The organism is Rhodococcus sp. RD6.2, assembly GCF_001040705.1.
Taxonomy (GTDB): Bacteria; Actinomycetota; Actinomycetes; order Mycobacteriales; family Mycobacteriaceae; genus Rhodococcus_G.
This window is the reverse complement of record NZ_CVQP01000002.1, coordinates 119,415-139,840: the sequence shown is the minus strand read 5'-3', so window position 1 is coordinate 139,840 and position 20,426 is coordinate 119,415. Positions and strand designations below refer to the sequence as shown.

The 20,426-nt window shown below is 68.5% G+C and carries 19 protein-coding genes and 1 riboswitch; of the genes, 7 read left to right on the top strand and 12 right to left on the bottom strand.

The genetic code is table 11. From position 1 onward, the window contains the following. Positions 1 to 6: 6 nt before the first annotated feature. Complete coding sequence (locus tag RHCRD62_RS05045; protein ID WP_050063604.1) at positions 7 to 567, bottom strand: PaaI family thioesterase; 561 nt, start codon at positions 565 to 567, stop codon at positions 7 to 9. Between the two features lie 97 nt (positions 568 to 664). Here RHCRD62_RS05045 and disA point away from each other — a divergent pair, with 97 nt between their 5' ends. Continuing rightward, positions 665 to 1,744, top strand: coding sequence for a DNA integrity scanning diadenylate cyclase DisA (gene disA, locus RHCRD62_RS05040; RefSeq protein WP_050063603.1), 1,080 nt, complete (start codon positions 665 to 667; stop codon positions 1,742 to 1,744). Positions 1,745 to 1,805: 61 nt separating this feature from the next. On the opposite strand, the gene RHCRD62_RS05035 is transcribed toward disA, so the two are convergent. Together RHCRD62_RS05035 and RHCRD62_RS05030 are read right to left on the bottom strand one after the other, a co-directional pair. Then, positions 1,806 to 2,504, bottom strand: a complete 699-nt coding sequence (locus RHCRD62_RS05035) for a hypothetical protein (RefSeq protein WP_050063602.1) — start codon at positions 2,502 to 2,504, stop codon at positions 1,806 to 1,808. 70 nt (positions 2,505 to 2,574) lie between these two features. Next, positions 2,575 to 3,216: a carbonic anhydrase gene (locus RHCRD62_RS05030; protein ID WP_050063697.1), complete on the bottom strand. Its 642-nt coding sequence runs from the start codon at positions 3,214 to 3,216 to the stop codon at positions 2,575 to 2,577. A gap of 79 nt (positions 3,217 to 3,295) precedes the next feature. Here RHCRD62_RS05030 and RHCRD62_RS05025 point away from each other — a divergent pair, with 79 nt between their 5' ends. Then, positions 3,296 to 4,177: an HhH-GPD family protein gene (locus RHCRD62_RS05025; protein ID WP_050063601.1), complete on the top strand. Its 882-nt coding sequence runs from the start codon at positions 3,296 to 3,298 to the stop codon at positions 4,175 to 4,177. A 7-nt stretch (positions 4,178 to 4,184) separates the two neighbouring features. On the opposite strand, the gene RHCRD62_RS05020 is transcribed toward RHCRD62_RS05025, so the two are convergent. Continuing rightward, a complete protein-coding gene (locus RHCRD62_RS05020) occupies positions 4,185 to 4,928 on the bottom strand; it encodes an alpha/beta fold hydrolase (protein WP_050063600.1) in 744 nt (247 codons plus the stop codon). A 102-nt stretch (positions 4,929 to 5,030) separates the two neighbouring features. Here RHCRD62_RS05020 and RHCRD62_RS05015 point away from each other — a divergent pair, with 102 nt between their 5' ends. Beyond that, a complete protein-coding gene (locus RHCRD62_RS05015; RefSeq protein WP_050063599.1) occupies positions 5,031 to 5,342 on the top strand; it encodes an antibiotic biosynthesis monooxygenase family protein in 312 nt (103 codons plus the stop codon). Positions 5,343 to 5,390: 48 nt separating this feature from the next. On the opposite strand, the gene RHCRD62_RS05010 is transcribed toward RHCRD62_RS05015, so the two are convergent. Beyond that, positions 5,391 to 6,176: a helix-turn-helix domain-containing protein gene (locus RHCRD62_RS05010; protein WP_050063598.1), complete on the bottom strand. Its 786-nt coding sequence runs from the start codon at positions 6,174 to 6,176 to the stop codon at positions 5,391 to 5,393. Positions 6,177 to 6,307: 131 nt separating this feature from the next. On the opposite strand from RHCRD62_RS05010, the gene RHCRD62_RS05005 reads away from it, so the two are divergent. From RHCRD62_RS05005 to RHCRD62_RS04995, 3 genes are all read left to right on the top strand, one after another. Then, complete coding sequence (locus tag RHCRD62_RS05005; protein ID WP_050063597.1) at positions 6,308 to 6,670, top strand: nuclear transport factor 2 family protein; 363 nt, start codon at positions 6,308 to 6,310, stop codon at positions 6,668 to 6,670. A 56-nt stretch (positions 6,671 to 6,726) separates the two neighbouring features. Then, positions 6,727 to 6,871, top strand: a riboswitch (cobalamin riboswitch). 26 nt (positions 6,872 to 6,897) lie between these two features. Further along, positions 6,898 to 7,092, top strand: a complete 195-nt coding sequence (locus RHCRD62_RS05000) for a CbtB domain-containing protein (RefSeq protein ID WP_050063596.1) — start codon at positions 6,898 to 6,900, stop codon at positions 7,090 to 7,092. After that, on the top strand, positions 7,083 to 7,916 hold the full coding sequence (locus tag RHCRD62_RS04995) for a CbtA family protein (RefSeq protein WP_050063595.1): 834 nt from the start codon (positions 7,083 to 7,085) through the stop codon (positions 7,914 to 7,916). The genes RHCRD62_RS05000 and RHCRD62_RS04995 overlap by 10 nt, the downstream gene beginning before the upstream one ends. Positions 7,917 to 8,018: 102 nt before the next feature. Here RHCRD62_RS04995 and RHCRD62_RS04990 read toward each other — a convergent pair whose 3' ends face one another. From RHCRD62_RS04990 to RHCRD62_RS04960, 7 genes are all read right to left on the bottom strand, one after another. Then, positions 8,019 to 8,756, bottom strand: a complete 738-nt coding sequence (locus RHCRD62_RS04990; RefSeq protein WP_050063594.1) for a DsbA family oxidoreductase — start codon at positions 8,754 to 8,756, stop codon at positions 8,019 to 8,021. Positions 8,757 to 8,793: 37 nt separating this feature from the next. Continuing rightward, positions 8,794 to 12,027, bottom strand: coding sequence for an acetyl-CoA carboxylase family protein (locus RHCRD62_RS04985; protein WP_050063593.1), 3,234 nt, complete (start codon positions 12,025 to 12,027; stop codon positions 8,794 to 8,796). A 2-nt stretch (positions 12,028 to 12,029) separates the two neighbouring features. After that, a complete protein-coding gene (locus RHCRD62_RS04980) occupies positions 12,030 to 13,742 on the bottom strand; it encodes an AMP-binding protein (protein ID WP_050063592.1) in 1,713 nt (570 codons plus the stop codon). A gap of 19 nt (positions 13,743 to 13,761) precedes the next feature. Next, positions 13,762 to 14,388: a TetR/AcrR family transcriptional regulator gene (locus tag RHCRD62_RS04975; RefSeq protein WP_050063591.1), complete on the bottom strand. Its 627-nt coding sequence runs from the start codon at positions 14,386 to 14,388 to the stop codon at positions 13,762 to 13,764. Between the two features lie 88 nt (positions 14,389 to 14,476). Next, positions 14,477 to 14,911: an OsmC family peroxiredoxin gene (locus tag RHCRD62_RS04970; protein WP_050063590.1), complete on the bottom strand. Its 435-nt coding sequence runs from the start codon at positions 14,909 to 14,911 to the stop codon at positions 14,477 to 14,479. 81 nt (positions 14,912 to 14,992) lie between these two features. Next, positions 14,993 to 16,582, bottom strand: a complete 1,590-nt coding sequence (locus RHCRD62_RS04965) for an MFS transporter (RefSeq protein WP_157050810.1) — start codon at positions 16,580 to 16,582, stop codon at positions 14,993 to 14,995. A 198-nt stretch (positions 16,583 to 16,780) separates the two neighbouring features. Further along, on the bottom strand, positions 16,781 to 19,330 hold the full coding sequence (locus tag RHCRD62_RS04960) for an ATP-dependent Clp protease ATP-binding subunit (RefSeq protein WP_050063588.1): 2,550 nt from the start codon (positions 19,328 to 19,330) through the stop codon (positions 16,781 to 16,783). 306 nt (positions 19,331 to 19,636) lie between these two features. Here RHCRD62_RS04960 and RHCRD62_RS04955 point away from each other — a divergent pair, with 306 nt between their 5' ends. Beyond that, a complete protein-coding gene (locus tag RHCRD62_RS04955) occupies positions 19,637 to 20,410 on the top strand; it encodes a DUF8017 domain-containing protein (protein ID WP_050063587.1) in 774 nt (257 codons plus the stop codon). Positions 20,411 to 20,426: the final 16 nt, after the last annotated feature.

Sequence of the window (20,426 nt, the reverse complement as noted above, 5' to 3'; positions counted from 1 at the left end):
CCTGCGTCAGAGGGTCGAGTTCCCGAAGTTGGGCATCGTCGGGACACCGTCGACGAATTCGGCCATCGGCGTGAAGTGCTCCGGCTTGATCCGCAGGAACAACCCGCGCGATGTGGCGACAACCTCGTTACTCGCCGCGGGCCCCTCCACGATGCGGGCCTCCGAGCTGGCGTAGACCTTCCGTCGGATCGTCCCGTCGATCCGGGCCCGGAATTCGAGTACCGAACCGAGTGGGATCGGCCGGGCGAAGTCGATCTGCAGGTGGCCGGTCACCACCGGCGTCCCCAGCACCATGCACGCCATGCCCTGGGTCTCGTCGAACGCCGTGGTCAGAATGCCGCCGTGGATCACGCCGGGTCCACCCTGGTAGCGCGACGCCACGGTCAGTTGTCCGACGACCTCGATCCCCTCGGTTGCGGTGAAGTGCATCGCGAGCCCGGTGGGCTGCTCGTCGCCACAGCCGAAGCACTTGGCCCAGTGCTGGGGCAGTGCGCCTCCGGGCTCCGGGAAGAAGTCGGGGCGACTCGGAATCTCGAGATCGTCGGGCAATATCCAGGTACCGCTCATGTCTCGGTAATCTAGTCGCGACATGTGCGCGGGGAGCCAGAGGCTCCGTCGCGTCGGATCGGGGCCGCAAGGTTCCTGCGAGGCAGGGGGGACGGCGATGGACGACACCGCGGCCACGCTTCGCGAGACAATCGCACGGTTGGCGCCGGGAACCGAGTTGCGGGACGGACTCGAGCGGATCCTCCGGGGACGCACCGGCGCACTGATCGTGCTCGGCTACGACGACGAGATCGAGGAACTCTGCGACGGCGGTTTCGTCCTCGACGTCGAGTTCGCGCCCACCCGCCTGCGTGAGCTGTCGAAGATGGACGGCGCGGTCGTGCTCTCGACGGACGGCACCCGCATCGTGCGGGCGAACGTGCAGCTGGTTCCCGACTACAAGATCCCGACGGTCGAATCGGGGACCCGACACCGGGCTGCCGAGCGGACCGCAATTCAGACCGGATATCCGGTGGTTTCCGTCAGCCAGTCGATGAGCATCGTCTCGGTGTACGTCGGCGGGGTCCGGCACGTCCTCGAGGGCTCGTCGACGATCCTGTCCCGCGCCAATCAGGCCGTGGCCACTCTCGAACGCTACAAGTCGCGGCTGACGGAGGTCACGAGCGCGCTCTCCGTCGTGGAGATCGAGGACTTCGTGACACTCCGTGACGCCCTGACGGTGGCGCAGCGACTGGAGATGGTGCGACGGGTGTCCGTCGAGATCGAACGTGACGTGCTCGAACTGGGCACCGATGGGCGGCAGCTGGCGCTGCAGTTGGAGGAACTCGTCGGGGACAACGACGTCGCGCGGCAGTTGGTCGCCCGCGACTACCTGGCCGGCGCCGGTCAGCCCGCGTCCGAGGCGGTCGAAGCGACCCTCGCGGCGCTGGACAAACTCACCGACGCCGACCTGCTCGACCTGACGACCCTGGCGCGGGCATTCGGGTACCCCGCGACGATCGAGTCGCTCGATGCACCGATGAGCCCCCGGGGCTACCGGGTGCTCGCCCGCGTGCCGAGGTTGCAGTTCCATCAGGTGCACCGGCTCGTCGCGTCGTTCGGGACGCTGCAGGGCCTGCTCGCCGCCACCGCGGCCGACCTGCAGGCCGTCGAAGGGATCGGCGGACTGTGGGCCAGGCACATCCGGGAGGGTCTGTCGCGGCTGGCGGAGACGTCGATCACCGGACCGTTCGACTGAAGCGCTGTGCGTGACCTTCACCCCGGTGAGGGTGAAGGTCACGCACAGCGGCGGAGCCGCGTCAGCTCAGATTGAACGGCTCCGGAGCACTGCGCAGGTTCCCCAGCTGGCCCACGACCGAGTAGGCGCCCGCAGGCACCGGCTCGCGCGGTGCCGTGCACCCGGGTTCGGAGGTCGCACCGGACCACTTGACCGTGAACGCGGCCTGCTCACCGGCGGCGAGGGTACGGACGTCCGCCGCCGCGTTGGGGAAGCAGTCGTTGTTCGACCACAGGCGCTGCTGGGTGTCGAGCGTGTAGACCAGCACCTGCTGCATGCCTGCCCCGAGTTCCCGGTCGCAGGGCGCGTTGCCGATGTTCGTGACCACGATGCCGAACTCGGGTTCCTCACCGGCAGGGTAGGTGGGTTTGCTCGCACTGACCTTGACGGCAAGGGAGCTGTCGGGGCACTGCCCCGCGGCCACGGGCGTAGCCGGTGCGTCCGCCGTGCCCGACGCCGAATCCGTGACGGACGACGAACCACTCGACCCCGAACTCGAGGCCGATCCCGATTCGGAGGCGGACGTCGAGGGCGACGCCGTCGTGGTCGTCGTCAGTGACGCGCTGGCGGCGGCCGCGTCGGTGGCCTCGTCGTCGCCTCCCCCACGCACCGCGGAGACGATCCAGATCAGCAGAACGAGCGCGACAACCGCCGCACCGATGGCAAGCCAGCGGCGGCGCCGGTAGATCTCGGGGGGCAGCGGCCCGGACGGTTCCATCACGGATACCACGGTAGGTGTCCGGGGTTCCCGCCACCTCCACCAGGTCCGGCGTGTCGCGTCGGCGGCACTGTCAGAGTGCGGCTGTCTCGTCGGCAACCTCGCCGATCTCGCCGACGACGCTGCGCAGCTTCACACCGCCGTCGTCGAGCGCATAGGTGACACCCACGATCGCGCACGTGCCGTTCTCCACCTTGTCGGCGATGATCCGCGAGCGCTCCATGAGCAGCTTGCCGGTCTCTTCGACGTGACGGGACTCCAGTTCGTCGATCGTCGTCAGGCCCTCGGTGCGGCCGACGAGGATGGACGGAGCGACCCGCTCGACGATGTCGCGGATGAAGCCACCCGGAATCTCGCCCTTGTCGAGAGCGTTGAGGGTCGCTGCGACGGCACCGCAGCTGTCGTGGCCGAGGACGACAATCAGCGGGACGTTCAGGATCCCGACGGCGTACTCGATGGAACCGAGAACCGCGCTGTCGATGACGTGACCTGCCGTGCGGACGACGAACATGTCGCCGAGTCCCTGGTCGAAGATGATCTCGGCCGCGACGCGTGAGTCACCGCAGCCGAAGATCACCGCGGTCGGGTGCTGGCCGCCGACCAGCTTCGCGCGATCGGCAATTCCCTGGCTCGGGTGTATCGACGTGTCGCCGACGAACCGCTCGTTACCCTGCTTGAGGGCTTTCCAGGCCGAAATGGGATTCGAGTTGGGCATGCCTGCCATTGTGCACCCCGCACCGAATCCCGTGACGGCCCGACCTGGAGAAAGCCCAGAAGGAAGGTATGACGATCCCGTGAATTCCTCCGCACTCATCGGCTGGTACGAGCGAGCGGCCCGCGACCTGCCGTGGCGTCGCGACGACGTGACGGCATGGCACGTGCTGATGAGCGAGATCATGCTGCAGCAGACCCCGGTGGTCCGGGTGGCGCCGATCTGGGAGCAGTGGGTCGAACGCTGGCCGGTGCCGTCGGCGATGGCCGCATCGAGCCAGGGCGAGGTGCTGCGCGCATGGGGCAAGCTCGGCTATCCGCGTCGGGCGCTGCGATTGCACGAATGCGCGGGAGTGCTGGCCTCCGAGCACGGGGACGTGGTCCCCGACGACGTAGATGTGCTGCTGTCGCTTCCGGGAATCGGCGACTACACCGCGCGAGCGGTCGCCTGCTTCGCGTATGGACAGCGGGTTCCGGTGGTGGACACCAATGTTCGACGGGTGATCGCCCGAGCGGTGCACGGCGCCGCCGAACCCGGCAATCCGTCGACCAGACGCGATCTCGCCGACGCCGACGCCCTGCTGCCCCGCACGCGGGCCCGGGCGGCGGTGTTCTCGGCCGCGTTGATGGAACTCGGCGCGACGGTGTGCACCGCGCGCAGCCCCGAATGTGAACGCTGCCCCCTCGACGACTGCGCGTGGGTGACGGCCGGACGTCCGGCGCACACCGGACCCGCCCGCAAGGTGCAGAAGTTCGCGGGCACCGACCGTCAGGTCCGCGGCCGACTGCTCGACGTGCTGCGGGGCAGCGACGGCCCGGTCGAGCGCGCACTGCTCGACCGGGTGTGGCTCACGGACACCGCTCAGCGCGACCGGGCCCTCGACTCGCTGCTCGTCGACGGACTGGTCGAGCAGACCGACGGCGGCCTGTTCGCCCTCGCCGGAGAGGGCGACGCCCGCCGCTGACCGGGCGTCAGAGGTCGGTCAGGAACGACTCCACCGCGGCGCGGTACTCGGCGGGGCGGTCGTCGTGCACGAGGTGACCGGCGCCCGCGACGAGTTCGTAGCGGGTCTCCGCCTGCCGCGGGGTGCCCGCCATCTCGCGCATCTGACCGATGGGCGTGATCGTGAATTCCCCTTCGAGCAGGAGCGCGGGCGCCTGCACGGACCGCCACTGGGTCCAGAAGTCCCTGGTCCCCCACTCCTCGGAGATGTCCCGCCAGACCGGGACCTCGCCGTGCAGGTGGTATCCGTCGTCGCGCAACTCGAAGGAGTCCATGAAGTACTGGGCCGCGACGGGGCCGAAGAACTCGACCATCGTCGGTTCGTCGCGGAACGGTGTCGGCCAGGCGGCGATCATCGCCGCCCAGTCGGCGGCAGTCCGACCACGGAAGTCGGGCGCCATGTCCTCCACGACGACGGCGCGCACCCGATCCGGATGTGCGGCAGCGAAACACCACGCATGCAGACCGCCCATCGAGTGGCCGATCACGATCATCGGCTCCGTGATCGACGCGACGGCCTCGGTGAGGTCGGCGACGAACGCCTCGGTGCTCGGCTCGGCGGGGGCCGGCCGGCCGTGCCCCGCGGCGTCGAAGGTGTACACGTGGCCGTGTTCACGCAGCCACGGCACGTGCCGTCGCCAGGTGCGGGCACTGCCCATCAGCCCGTGTAGCAACAGAATCGGTTCGCCGGTCCCACCCTCGTCATGGAGCACGGCACCGAGGTTAGCGGTCCGGCACCGCGACTCCCGTCGGGTTTCGCTTTTCGGTTACGAGGTCGCGCCCGCCCCGTGTGTCGCGCGAGTACGCTCGCGGCCATGGCAGTGGTGAAGATCAACGCAATCGAGGTGCCCGAGGGCGCCGGTCCCGAACTGGAGAAGCGGTTCGCAGCGCGCGCCGGAACCGTGGAGAACTCGCCCGGGTTCCTCGGCTTCCAGCTGCTCCGCCCCACCGGTGGCGAGACCCGCTACTTCGTGGTGACGCAGTGGGAGTCCGAGGACGCGTTCGCGGCGTGGCGTGACGGCGACGCCCGTGCCGCGCATGCGGGTGAGGCGAAGAAGCCGGTCGCGACCGGCGCCTCGCTGCTCGAGTTCGAGGTCGTCCTCGACGTCGCCGCCAAGCAGTCCTGACGCAGCACTCCCCGCACCGGTCGCCCGTCGGGCGGCCGGTGCCCGCCGTCATCCCAGGTGGCGGCGCAACGCCTCGGCGGTGGCCTCGTCCGCCGGGTGGAAGGTCTCGATCGCGAGCTCGGCAACGGTGACGTCGAGTGGCGTCCCGAACACCGTCGTCGTGCTGAGAAAGGCGAGTTCCCCTGCTGCCGTCGCGATTCTGATGGGGACGACGAGTGCGCCCGGTTCCATGTCGACATCGGGATCGTCGCACGGATAGCCCGCGAGTTCCGCGGCGAGCGCAACGAGTTCGGCGTCCCCGGTCACCGCGATCTGATGATCGAGGCGATGCAGCAGATGCACTCGCCACTGTCCGAGGTTGCCGATTCGGGTGGCCATGCCGTCGGGGTGCAGGCTCAGGCGTAAGACGTTCACCGGCGGTTCCAACAGGTCCGCGGCACACCCGTCCACGAGAAGAGCGACGGCATCGTTGCCATCGACGAGGTTCCAGTGCCGATCGACGACCACTGCAGGCGACGACCGGTGCGCGTGCAGAATCTGACCGATCGCCCGCGACACCGACGCCATCGGAACGTCACCGAGTGCATGCTCCGGATACGCGGGAGCGAACCCGCCTGCCAGGAGCAGTGAATTACGTTCCCGCAGAGGAATTTCCAACTGGTCACTGAGTTTGAGCAGCATCGTACGCGTCGGACGTGACCGACCCGTCTCGACGAAACTGACATGCCGCGCGGACACTTCCGCTCGGGCCGCCAACTCGAGTTGACTCATCCGGCGGCGCTCACGCCAGTTCCGGAGCAGTACCCCGACGGTCGGTTCGGCGAGCGTGGTCATGGGGCGAGCTTAGATTCGCGACGGAAGCAGGACCATTACCTCCGAGGTAATCGACGCGCCGCAACGCCCGCCGCACAGTTGTCTCATCGCCCGGCGGCCAGCGCCGGCACAGAGAGAACGAGAGCGACGACATGAACGACTTCGACACCCTCGCAACGAAATACATCGCGGTGTGGAACGAGACCGATCCGGATGCCCGACGCGCCGCGATCGAGGACCTGTGGGCACCGGACGGACGGTACGTCGATCCCGCCGTCGCCGCGCACGGTCACACTGACATCGACGCGGCGATCGCTGCAGTGCAGGGCCAGTTCGCCGGGATGCGGTTCCGCCTCCGCGGGGACGTCGACGGCCACCACGAACAAGCACGCTTCGGCTGGCAACTCGGACCCGCAGGAGCGGAGAACCTGATCGAGGGATTCGACGTCATCGAACGCGGCGACGACGGACGACTGGCGCACGTCCTCGGGTTCCTCGACAAGATTCCGTCCTGAGCCGTCCCGTCGCCGGTTCGGTTCAGATCGGACCGGCGACGGCTGGGTCGGGCTGTTGACAGCAACGGCGAGTCGATGCGACAGTGCGCGAGTAAACGCGACGTCGAAACGGGAATTCCGGTGCAACTCCGGAGCGGTCGCGCCACTGTGATCGAGGTACGCCTCGAGAAGCCAGACACCGTCGACGGCGCAAGGATTTACGGGACGCGTTATCCCAGGAGGAACCCATGGCTGTCGTTCACACCCCGGACAGGTCGACCGAGTCGGCCGGTATCGCACTCATCGTGGCTGGCGTCGTCCTGCTCGCGATGCTCACCCTCTACCTGGTCGGATTCGACCAGGGCGCGGTGTCGCGGACCGGCATGTACATGCATGAACTCATGCACGACGGTCGTCACCTGCTGGGGCTTCCGTGCCACTGACCGGAAAATTCACGCAACTCCTCATCCGCGGCCTGCTGGCCGGACTCGTCGCAGGCCTGCTGGCGGGGGCCGTCGCCTTCGTTCTCGGCGAGCCGCACATCGAGGCCGCCATCGCGATCGAGGAAGCTGCCTCCGCGGACGCCGAGCCCGCGGCGGACGCCGGCCATTCGCACGACGCCGGAGCAGCGGCCGAGGAAGGCCATTCGCACGACGCCGGAGCAGCGGCCGAGGAGGGCCATTCGCACGGCGAGGACGCCCTGGTCAGCCGCGACGGCCAGAAGGTCGGCCTGTTCCTCGCGACCACGCTCGCCGGGCTGGCGCTCGGCGCGATCTTCGCGGCCGTCGCGCACTACGCTCGCCGGGTGACCACCGCGTCGGGACCGGTCCTGGCGCTGGCTCTGGCCGGGCTGGGATGGCTCGCGATCGAGGTGGTGCCGTTCTTCAAGTACCCGGCGAACCCGCCTGCCGTCGGCGACCCCGACACCATCAACCAGCGCACCTGGCTGTGGCTGGCGTCGGTGGTGTTCGGACTGTTCGCGGTCGCCGTCGCCGCCTACGTGCGACAACTGGTCGCCGCGTCGGGTTACGTGTCCGCGCAGGTCGCGGCGCCGGTGGTGGCATTCCTGGTGATCGTCGCGGTCGGCTACGCCGTGCTGCCCGACATCAACGAAGTCGGCGCCGACTTCCCCGCATCCCTGCTGTGGGACTTCCGGATCTCGTCGCTGGCGATCCAGGCGACGCTGTGGCTGACGCTCGGCGCTGCGTTCGCGTTCCTCACCGAACGCGCCACACGCTCACAGCCCGCGCTCGCCGGCGCGCACTGACGCCCGTCAACCCCATCCCCGCACCGACCGAATGTGGCCGTTGATCACTTCACGTGATCAACGGCCACAGTCGGTCGAGCGGAGCAGGGGCAACGCAGGATCTCAGACCGCGCAGGACCCATCGGTGCAGGCGCCGTCCGCATCGGCCGCTCCGGCGAGGGTGACGATCGGCTTCGCGTCGGCGAATGCCTTCTCCAGCAGTTGGGTGAACACCCCGACGGGCTGGGCGCCGGAGACGCCGATCGCGCGGTTGGCGACGAAGAACGGGACGCCGGTGACCCCGAGGGCTCGGGCCTGGGCGAGGTCGTCGCGGACGCGATCCGCTTCGACATCCGAGCCCAGGGCCGCGCGCACGGCGTCGGCGTCGAGCCCGACCTCGGCCGCGACGGCCACCAGCTCGTCGCGGTCGTCGATCACGCGGCCCTGCTCGAAGTGCGCGCGGAACAGCGCCGCCATGACTTCCGTGCCGCGGTCACCCGCGAAGTGGATCAGCCGGTGCGCATCGAAGGTGTTGGCGGCGATGACGGTGTCGAAGTCCATGGCCAGGCCGTCGGCGGCCGCGGTGCTCGCGACGTGCGCGAGCATCTGTCGTACCTGGCCGGCAGGCATGCCCTTCATCTCGACGAGCGTGTCGATCTCGGAACGCCGGAGTCCGGCGGGCGTGTCCGGGGAGAGCTGGTAGGAGCGCCAGACGACCTCGACCTGATCCCGATGCGGGAACTGCGCGAGCGCCGCCTCGAACCGTGTCTTGCCGATGTAGCACCAGGGGCAGGCGATGTCGGACCACACCTCCAGCACGACAGCGGCGGCGGTGGACTTCTCGGGAGATTCGATGCTCACAAGTAGTTGAAACGTCCACCACCGCCGGTTTGTTCCGTCAGGCCCGCGCGCGTCCCAACTGCCGGATCCAGGCTCGGGACCGCGCCGGGTCGATCACGTCGTCGACCTCGAACGTCGTACCCGCGTGCAGCGCCTTGCCGTGCTCGTAGGCCTTCCCCAGCAGCGTCGCGAACAGGGCGTCGCGTTCGGCCGGATCGTCGATCGCCTCGAGTTCCTTCCGGAACCCGAGTCGTACCGCGCCCTCCAGCCCCATCGGCCCGATCTCCCCGGTCGGCCATGCGACCGTGAACTGCGGCGCGTGGAACGAGCCGCCCGCCATCGCCATCGCACCGAGCCCGTACCCCTTGCGCAGGATGATCGTGCCGAACGGCACGGTCAGCCTGGCTCCCGCAACGAACAGTCGACTGAACCGCCGCACCGTCGCCTCCTGCTCCGAGTCGGGGCCGACCATGAATCCCGGCGTGTCGCAGAGGGTCAGGACCGGCAGCCTGTGCGCCTCGCACAGTGCCAGGAACTCGGCGCCCTTGTCGGCCGCTTCGGCGTCGATCGCACCGCCGAGGTGGTGGCTGGAATTGGCGAGGACGCCGTACGCGACGCCCTCGACCCGGATCAGCGCCGTCACGAACCCGACACCGTAGTCGGGCTGCAGTTCCAGCACCGAGTCGACGTCGGCGATCGCCGTGACCGCCTCGCGAACGTCGTACGCGCGCAACCGGTTCTCGGGGACGACGTGGCGTGCGAGGCGCTCGTCGGGCGCCGTCCAGTCGTCGACGGCGCCCTGGAAGTACGAGAGGTACCGCTTCGCGAGATCGACGGCGTGCGCCTCGTCGCGGGCGAGCACGTGCACGACACCATTGCGGGTCTGGACGTCGATCGGGCCGATGTCCTCGGGGCGGAACACCCCGAGACCGCCGCCTTCCACCATCGCCGGACCACCCATCCCGATGTTGGCGTCGGGCGTCGCGATCAGAACGTCGCAGGCGCCTGCGAGCGCGGCGTTGCCCGCGAAGCAGCGTCCCGACACGACGGCGACGGTCGGGACGACACCGCGCAGCGCTGCCATCGCACGGAACGTCCCGAGTTCGAGCCCGGCTGCTCCGTTCGCGTCGGTGTCGCCCGGACGCCCGCCACCGCCCTCCGCGAACAGGACGAACGGAATGCGCTTGCGCGCGGCCAGTTCCAGCATTCGGTCGGTCTTGGTGTGGTTGCGCATGCCCTGCGTGCCTGCGAGGACGGTGTAGTCGTAGGAGACGACGACCGCCTCCGCCGCGGCCGCGCCGAAGGTGTCGGCACCGATCGTCGCGACTCCCCCGATCAGTCCGTCGGCGGGCGTGTTCTCGATCAGGTCCTGCTCCGAGCGCCGGGTCCGCTGGGCCGCGAGCGCCAGCGCTCCGTACTCGACGAAGCTGCCCTCGTCGACGAGGTCGGCGATGTTCTCGCGGGCCGTTCGACGACCGGAGCGGTGCCGCTTGGCGACAGCGGCGGGGCGCCGCGCGTCGAGTGTGACCTCGTGCCGGTCGAGCACCTCCGCGAGATCGGGCCGGATGCGGTCGGCGTCGAATGTCGCGTCCACGTCGGCCGCGGATCCCGTGTCGCTCGCGGCCACGACCACGAGGGGGTCGCCGACGTTCACCACCTGGCCCGGCCGAACCAGCAGTCGCAGGATCTGCGAATCGGACTCCGCGACGACGACATGCTGCATCTTCATTGCTTCGAGCACGACGACCTGCGCACCGGACGCGACCTCGTCGCCGACTGCCGCGACCTCGACGACGGTGCCCGGCAACGCGGCCCGCACGACGCCCTCCCCCGATGCGAGGTCCGGGGCCGAGACCGGCGCCGGGGCGGCGCCCGTGTCCGCGACCAGATCAGAGATGCGTTCACCGAGGAACGTCGTCGGCACGAAACCCGAGCCGAAGTCCTTGTCCCCCAGGATCGCAAGCAGGAAGCCGATGTTGGTCGCCACTCCCTCGACGGTGAACTCGCGGAGCGCGGCGTCGCTCTTGCGGATCGCGGCGGCGAAGTCGTCGGCGCGGGTGTGCGTGACGACCTTGGCGAGCAGGGAGTCGTAGCGGGCACTCGTCACGAGCCCGGTCCGACCGAAGGTGTCGACGCGCACACCGGGCCCTGCGGGTACGGAGAAGGCGGTGAGCGTGCCAGCGGACGGCACGGTCGCGCCGTCCGGCGTCATCGACTCCATGTTGACGCGAGCCTGAATCGCGATGCCGCGCGCGCGGGCGGGGGTGCCCGTGACGACACCGCCGTGCGCGACGACACCGCCGGGCAGGTCGAGGTCACCGAGCGACGCGCCCCGTGCGATGTCGAGACCGACGGCGACGAGGTCGGTTCCGGTGACCTCCTCGGTGATCGTGTGCTCGACCTGGATCCGCGGATTCACCTCGAGGAAGACGAATTCGTCTCCGGTGACGAGGAATTCGACGGTGGCGAGACCCCGGTGGCCCTGGTCCGCGCACAGCGTGGCCGCGGCACGGTGCAGCCCGAGGCGAACGGCGTCGCTCACATTCTGGGCGGGCGCGACCTCGATCAGCTTCTGGTGGCGGCGCTGCACGCTGCAGTCCCGGTCGCCCAGTGCGAGTGCTCGGCTGCGGCCGTCCGCGTCGACCGCGGCGACGACCTGTACCTCGATGTGGCGGGCACCCACGCACAGCGCCTCCGCGAACAGGGCCGGATTGCCGAATCCCAGCTCGGCCTCGGCAGCGGCAGCGCGGTAGGCGTCCGCGACCTCGTCGGTTCCGCGGACGGCGCGCATCCCGCGACCCCCACCGCCCGCGACGGCCTTGATCATCACGCCCGCCGGGTGGGCTGCCAGGAACGCGCGGACGTCGTCCTCACCGACGCCGCCGTCGGTGGCGGCGAGCACCGGAACCCGCGACGCGATCGCCGCCGCGCGGGCCGACGCCTTGTCTCCGAACACGTCGAGCAGTGCGGCGTCGGGACCGACGAACGTCAACCCCGCGGCCGCACAGTCCCGAGCGAAATCGGCTTTCTCGCTGAGAAATCCGTAGCCGGGATGGACCAGGGTCGCGCCGGTCGTCGTCGCCGCCGCGAGCATCGCGCGACGGTCCAGGTAGGCGGACGGGCCGGATCCGGCGAGCGCGACCGCCGTCGTCGCGGCGGCGACGTGGGGCGCGTCGGCATCGTCGGTCGCGTAGACCGCGACGGTATCGAGGCCGAGTTCCGTTGCGGACCGGATGATCCGCAGGGCGATCTCGCCGCGGTTCGCGACCAGCACCGTGGACAGATCGGGCATCGTCAGCGCTCCTCAGCCATGGTGAACAGGTCGCCCTTGCGGACCTTGCCGGTCGCGGTCATCGGGAGCACGTCCAGGATCTCGATCAGCGGCACCTTGTAGCCGGCCATGTTCTCGCGTGCCCATCCGACGAGTTCGTCTGCGCCGGCGTCGGTCCCGTCGACGAGCTGGACGAACGCGAACGCAACCTGACCGCGGGCGGCATCGGGCTTCGGGACCACGGCCGCCTTCTCGATCGCCGGGTGCAGCATGAGCAGCGCCTCGACCTCGGACGGGAACACGCTCATCCCGTTGGTCTTGATCATCTCCTTGTTGCGCGCGAGGTAATGCAGCGCACCGCGTTCGCTGAACTTGCCGAGGTCGCCGGTCTGCAGCCATCCGTCCCGCAACGCGTCCGCGGTCGCCGCCGGGTTGCCGTGGTAACCCGTCATCACCGACGGGCTGCGCACGATGATCTGTCCCTGCTCGCCGATCGGGACCGGAACTCCGTCCGCGTCGACGATCAGGATGTCCGTGCCCGGCACGGGAATTCCGCAGAACACCGGGTCGCCGCTCAGGTCGTAGTCGTCGTCCTGGAAGCCGAGGGTGATGGTGTCGGCGGTGTGCGTCTCGGTCATGCCGTAACTCCCCTCACGCAGCACGTGCCCGGTCGCGTCCCGCCATCGCGCACGGATCGCGGAGTCCAACTTGAGCACGAACGAGACTGCCATCGGCGTGTCCAGGCTGGTCAGGTCGCGGTCGGCGAAGTCCTCGCGGTCCATCATCTCGACGTAGTTGTCCACGGTGCCGACCATCGACGTGACGCGGCGGTTCTCCACGGAGGCCAGGGCGACTCCCGCATCCCACCGCGACAGCAGCACCACCGTCCCACCGTTGACGAGGGGCAGGAGAATGCCGAAGTCCTCACCTGCGATCCAGAACACCGGCAGGAACACCAGCGCGGTGAGCGAACTGTCGCCGACACGGCGACCCGCCGCTGCGGTGGCGGTCGCTGCCGTGTAGACCATGTGCCGCTGGGTGTGCTCACACCCCTTGGGCAGTCCCGTGGTTCCACCCGTGTAGTTCAGTGCGGCGAGTGCGTCCGGGTCCGTCGGAATCGGTTCCGCGCGATCGCTTTCCATGATGGCGGACCAGTCCGTGACCACCGCGTTCTCCGCCGATCCGGAGGACATGTCGGACATGTCGGTGACGGCGACGAGCCGCACCGGCGTCTGCGCGCGCACCGCCTCGACCAGCGGCGCGAGGGCGGGCATCGTCAACACCACGGTAACCCCGGCGTCGGAAAGCTCGTGCGCCAGTTCGTGTTCGCGCAGCATGGGGTTGACGGGAACGTGGACGCCACCGATCTTGAGGATGCCGAGCATCGCGATGTGAAACTGCGGACAGTTGCCCAGGTGGACTCCGATCCGATCACCGCGCGCTGCACCGTTCGCCAGCAGCCACCCGGCGAACCTGTCCGAGAACTCGTCGTACTCCGCGTAGGTGATCTCGCGGCCGTAGTAGTCGATGGCAACCGTGGCCGGCCGCTCCGACGCCCAGTGCCGCAGGTAGTCGACGAGCCCTCCTCCCGCGAGGGGGTACTCGATGTCGCGCGGGACGTCGGCAGGCCAGTGCGCCTGCTGCAACTCCCGCAGTTCGGCCAGCGCGGTGTCGAGAATTGATGTCACGATGGGTGCCCGCTTTCGTTCTCTCAGCGATCCGAAGACCGGACGCATGCGTTCCGGCCCGGTTCGATCAGGTGAAACCGATGAGTCGCTCGGACATCACGATCATGTCCGAAATGTACTGTGCCCTTTCGTCATCCGAGGCGGATGCGAGCCGAGCGGAGCCGACGAGTTGCGCGTCGGCAAGGGTCTGCGCCACCGTCGCGGGCGGAGCACACGGCGTCGCCTCCCCCGCTTCCGCGATTCGGGAGATGAACCGCGCGTAGCGGGCGACGAGCCGCTCCCGGACGGACGACCACAGGTCTCCGATCGCCGGGTCGAGCCGCGCACGGTGGTCGACGAGTCCGACGATCGCGCCGTGCCGGAAGTATGCGGTGATCACGGCGGTCGTCGTGGCACGCAGGACCTCGCGCAGGTCGTCGACGATCGCCCCCTCGAGATGCTGGGCGTCGAGGAGTTCCTGGCACACCTGCCCGGCGACCGCACCGAAGATCTCCTCGCGGGAGGAGAAGTAGGCGTAGAAGGTGGCCCGGGAAACTCCCGCCCTCGCCGTGATCGCCTGCGCGGTTGTCGCCTCGTAGCCGAGCTCGCCGAAGCACGACGTCGCGGCCTCGAGCAGGTCCCGGCGGCGCCGGCCGTCGGACGCGCGTCGCGCCGACCTCGCCTGCTCCTGCTGCTCGCTCGTGGTCACTGTCACAGTATGTGTTGACGTTGACGTCAACGTCAATAGCGATCGCGAAGAACAGGGGTGCCGCGACCGTCGCGACACCCCCGGGGTGAACGGCTCAGACCAGGGCGGCGTCCAGCGTGATCTCGACGCCGGTCAGCGCCTTGCTCACCGGGCAGGTCTCCTTCGCAGCCTGCGCCGCCTGCGCGAAACCGTCGGCGTCGAGTCCCTCCACCTCACCGCGCACCGTCAAGGTGATCCCGGTCAGTTTGAAGCCGACGGTGTCCGGGCCGAGCCCGACGACGGCCGTCACCTCCAGGCTCTGCGGGACGCCGCCCGCCTCACCGATCAGTGCCGACAACTGCATCGCGTAGCACGCCGAATGCGCGGCGGCGATCAACTCTTCCGGGCTCGTGGCACCGTTCGCGTCGTCGGCGGCACGCTTGGGGAACGACACGTCGAACGTCGCGAGTCCGGAGCTGGTGAGTTCGGTCTGGCCGCCACCGTCCTGCAACGTTCCGTTCCAGGCGGTGCGAGCTGTACGAGTGGGCATGGACCAACCTTTCCGTGGTGCCGGCCATCCGGCCGGCGACGAATCTTCCCTGCACTGTCTTCTCCCGAACCGAGGTGCGCGTCACACGTTGCGAACGGCACCCTCCGACGACTCGTCCTCGGCCTGGTACCGGGCGAGCAGCGCACGTTCCTCGTCACGCTTCGGGAAGACGAAGAAGACGAGGACCGCACCGATCAGCACGATCCCGATCGCCGCGGTGTACGCGCGGGTATCCCCGTCCAGGAAGGCGGAGCGCGCGGCACCGATGATCTGCTGCGCGTACTGCGGATAGCGTTCGGCGATGTTCACCGCGCCCGCGAACGACTTCTCCAACGCGGCTTCCGTCTGCTCGCTCACCGATGCCGCCTGCGGCGTCGCAGCAACGGTCGCCGTGAACGATGCCGTGTACCCGGCGGTGAGCAGGGCACCGAGGATCGACTGCACGATCGCACCGCCGAGATCGCGTTGCAGATCGGCGGTCCCCGACGCCATTCCCGCCCGGGACACCGGGACCGATCCGGTCAGCGAATGCGATGCGGGCGTTCCGGCCAGCCCGACGCCCGCACCGAGGAACATGAACCCGAGCGCGATCGCCCAGTAGCTGGTGCTCTCGTCCCAGAGCAGCAGCGCCACTGCGAGACCGAGCAGGATCGCGACGTATCCGCAGAGCAACGTGAATCGCGCGCCCCTGGCCTCCACCAGCTTCGCCGATTGGGGTGCCACCAGGACCATGACGATCGCCGCGGGCAGCGCCGCCGACCCCGCCTCGAGGGTGTCGTACGCCAGCACGTTCTGCATGTACTGCTGGCTGATGTACATGACGCCCATCAGGGTGCCGAAGACGACGATGCCTGCCACAGCGGCAACCCAGAAGATCCGCCGCGCCGCAACGTGCAGGTCGTACAGCGGATTGCGGGCTCGCATCTGCCTCAGCACGAACACGATTCCCGCCACGACCGCCACTCCCAGCGAGATCACCGCGGTGGTCTTCATCCCGTCGATCGGCAGGAAGTTGATTCCGAGCACCAGCGCGCCGACGAACACCACCGAGACCATGCCGCCGAAATGGTCGACGGAGTCGGTGGATTCGTTGACGTGGCTCGGCACCAACCAGAGCGTCATGCCCAGTGCGATCACCGCGAGCGGAATGGTCACCAGGAACACCGAACCCCAGAAGAACCACTCCAGCAGCGCACCTGCAACGAGCGGCCCCAACGCGGAGAGGCCGCCGCCGATCGACGACCACAGGGCGATCGCCTTGGTCCGCCCCGCGCCGGACCACAACGCCGTGATGAGCGCGAGGGTCGTCGGGTACGCCATGCCTGCCGAGAGCCCACCGATCACCCGCGCCAGGAACAGCACCTGCTCGTTGGGGGCGAAACCCGCGAGCAGCGACGCTGGGACCGACAGTGACATGCCCAGCACGAGCAACGTCTTGCGCCCATAGCGGTCGCCCACCGCGCCGAGGTACAGCACGGAGGCCGCGAGTCCGAGTGAGAACCCGACGGCGATCAGATTCAACGAGGTCTGGCTGGCGTCGAAGGCCTTGCCGATGTCGGGTAGCGCGACGTTCGCGACGGCGAGGTTCAGATTCGCGACCGCGGCGACGAGAATCAGCGACGCCAGAACCAGGTTTGCGCGCGCGGGGCGGCCGTCGGTGAGCGTGGTCACAGAGTCAATGGTGCGCGATCAGACCGACTTCCGCTCGCCGTGACCGCCCAGGTCCGCACACCTATTGCGGCGTCCGCACCCCTTTTCGTCGGGCAAGAGCGCTGCGGACACTCGAAAAGGTGTGTGGACAGCCGTGAGAGGGCCCGAAAACGCGACGCCCCGCACGCGATGCGTGCGGGGCGTCGGTTCGTGCGCTTGCTATTCGCCGGAGGCGACGTCGGACTCGCCTGCGCCTGCCAGCGCCTCGGCGGGCGAATCGGGAACCTTGACCGGCTTCGGGGATCCGGCGAACGTGAACTTCGCGTTCTCTCCGGAGCCTTCGCCGTCCCAGCCCTCGACGTCGACGAGCACGATCTGCCCGGGGCCCAGCTCGTTGAAGAGGATCTTCTCCGACAGCTGGTCCTCGATCTCGCGCTGGATGGTGCGACGCAGCGGCCGCGCACCCAGCACCGGGTCGAACCCGCGCTTCGCGAGCAGCGACTTCGCCTGCTCGGTCAGCTCGATGTCCATGTCCTTGTTCTTCAGCTGCTTCTCGACTCGCCCGATCATCAGGTCGACCATCTGGATGATCTGCTCCTGGGTGAGCTGATGGAAGACGATGATGTCGTCGATACGGTTGAGGAACTCGGGCCGGAAGTGCTTCTTCAGCTCGTCGTGGACCTTGTTCTTCATCCGCTCGTAGTTCGACTCGCTGCCGCTGCCGGACGTGAAGCCCAGGCCGACGGCCTTCGAGATGTCGGACGTACCGAGGTTCGAGGTGAAGATCAGCACCGTGTTCTTGAAGTCGACCGTGCGACCCTGACCGTCGGTGAGACGACCGTCCTCGAGCACCTGCAGGAGCGTGTTGTAGATCTCCTGGTGCGCCTTCTCGATCTCGTCGAACAGCACCACCGAGAACGGCTTGCGGCGCACCTTCTCGGTGAGCTGGCCGCCCTCTTCGTAGCCGACGTATCCCGGAGGGGCACCGAACAGCCGCGACGCGGTGAAGCGGTCGTGGAACTCGCCCATGTCGATCTGGATGAGCGCGTCGTCGTCGCCGAACAGGAAGTTCGCCAGCGCCTTGGACAGCTCGGTCTTACCGACACCGGACGGTCCCGCGAAGATGAACGATCCGGACGGACGCTTCGGATCCTTCAGGCCTGCGCGCGTGCGGCGGATGGCCTTCGAGACCGCCTTGACAGCGTCCTCCTGGCCGATGATCCGCTTGTGCAGCTCGTCCTCCATGCGGAGCAGACGGGTGGTCTCCTCCTCGGTCAGCTTGAACACCGGGATGCCGGTCCAGTTGCCCAGGACCTCCGCGATCTGCTCGTCGTCGACCTCGGCGATGACGTCCAGGTCACCGGAACGCCACTGCTTCTCCCGCTCGGCGCGCTGCGCGACCAGCTGCTTTTCCTTGTCGCGCAGGCTCGCGGCCTTCTCGAAGTCCTGCGCGTCGATCGCGGACTCCTTCTCCCGGCGCGCGTCGGCGATCTTGTCGTCGAACTCGCGCAGGTCCGGCGGAGCGGTCATCCGGCGGATGCGCATCCGGGCACCGGCCTCGTCGATGAGGTCGATCGCCTTGTCCGGCAGGAACCGGTCGTTGATGTAGCGGTCGGCCAACGTCGCCGCCGCGACCAGCGCGCCGTCGGTGATCGAGACGCGGTGATGAGCCTCGTACCGATCCCGCAGACCCTTGAGGATCTCGATGGTGTGCTCGACCGTCGGCTCGCCGACCTGCACCGGCTGGAACCGGCGCTCGAGGGCGGCGTCCTTCTCGATGTACTTGCGGTACTCGTCGAGGGTGGTCGCACCGATGGTCTGCAGCTCGCCGCGGGCCAGCTTCGGCTTGAGGATCGAGGCCGCGTCGATCGCGCCCTCGGCCGCGCCTGCACCGACCAGGGTGTGCAGCTCGTCGATGAACAGAATGATGTCGCCGCGGGTGTTGATCTCCTTGAGGACCTTCTTCAGTCGCTCCTCGAAGTCACCGCGGTAGCGGCTGCCCGCGACCAGGGAACCCAGGTCGAGGGTGTACAGCTGCTTGTCCTTGAGGGTCTCGGGGACCTCACCGTTGACGATGGCCTGCGCGAGACCCTCGACGACGGCGGTCTTGCCGACGCCGGGCTCACCGATCAGCACCGGGTTGTTCTTGGTGCGGCGGGACAGGACCTGCATGACGCGCTCGATCTCCTTCGAGCGGCCGATGACCGGGTCGAGCTTGCCTTCGAGAGCGGCCTGCGTCAGGTTGCGTCCGAACTGGTCGAGGACCAGCGACGTCGACGGCGTTCCTGCCTCGCCACGGCTGGTGCCTGCACCTTCGGTGGGCTCCTTGCCCTGGTAACCGGACAGGAGCTGGATGACCTGCTGACGGACCCGGTTCAGGTCGGCGCCGAGCTTGACGAGCACCTGTGCGGCGACGCCCTCGCCCTCGCGGATCAGGCCGAGCAGGATGTGCTCGGTGCCGATGTAGTTGTGGCCGAGCTGCAGCGCCTCACGCAGGCTGAGCTCCAGCACCTTCTTGGCGCGCGGGGTGAAGGGGATGTGACCGGACGGAGCCTGCTGCCCCTGCCCGATGATCTCTTCCACCTGGCTGCGCACGCCCTCGAGGGAGATGCCCAACGACTCCAGCGACTTCGCCGCCACACCTTCGCCCTCGTGAATGAGGCCGAGCAGGATGTGTTCCGTGCCGATGTAGTTGTGGTTGAGCATCCGGGCCTCTTCTTGGGCCAGGACAACAACGCGCCGTGCGCGGTCGGTGAACCTCTCGAACATCGCTCTCCCTCACGTTCTTTATGGGTAGATCCCCAAGCGGGATTTACGAGCCGTACCTCCACTGTAGTGGCCGGTGATACGGGCTGCGCCGTGTCCATCCCCATTCACTGCGGACAGTCTGCCTGCTCATGGGTACCAACGCAGCAGCCAGGGCTTTCGTTTCCCGATCAGCGCTACGCCCGCAGCGAACACGCCTGTGGGGCCGATTTGCCCGGTTGAGCGGACACAATTTCAGACCGATCACCCTGTTACGCTCGCGCCGGTCGTCTCAGGGGGAGGCGGCGGTCACACGGGGGGAACGGCGCCTTGCGTTCGAAACGGTCCATCGGCACCCGACTGCTGATCATCGCCGGAAGCTTTGTCGTGGTCTGGGGCGTGACCCAGGTCGCGAACCAGAAGAACGAGGCCGTGCCGGACGTGGACACGCTCGCCACTGCCCTGGTCCCCAGCACCAGCGCAGCAGCCGTCGCGACCTCGGCGCCGCCACCGCTGCCTCCGGGCTTCCCCTCGATGGACCGACCGCCACCGAAGATCGAGGTGCCGGAGGGGCAACCCCAGCCGATCGCCACCAAGTTCGGTCTCACCTACGACATCCCCGCCGACTGGCGGAACTTCTCTACCGGCGTGGCCGGCTGGAACGGCCACTCGGAATCGGTCGCGTACGGTGCCGTCGGACTCTTCGGCGACGATCACTGCCCTGAATCCGGCTACGCACAACTGGCCATGTCCGGCGCCACCGGCCGCCGCGGAATGGACGCCGCCACCGCCGCAGTCGACGAGGCCGACAAGATCCAACGCAGCCTCACCGAACCCGAGGCGCCGGACATCCGCTTCCATCGCACGGCACCGACCGAGGTCCGGATTCACGGCCGATCCGCCGTCCGCATCACTCTGTCGGTGACGGGACTGCCACGTGAAGTCGACTGCGACCCACCCGAGGCCCGCTACGACATCGTCGCCACCCCCGCCCTCGCGACCGCCGACGTCATGCTCCTCGTCATCGACAGCGCGCTCGGCCTTCCCGAATCACTCGACGAGACGGTCGCCGACCAGATCATCAGCACCCTCCGCCCGTCCTGAGATGGAAAAGGGGAAC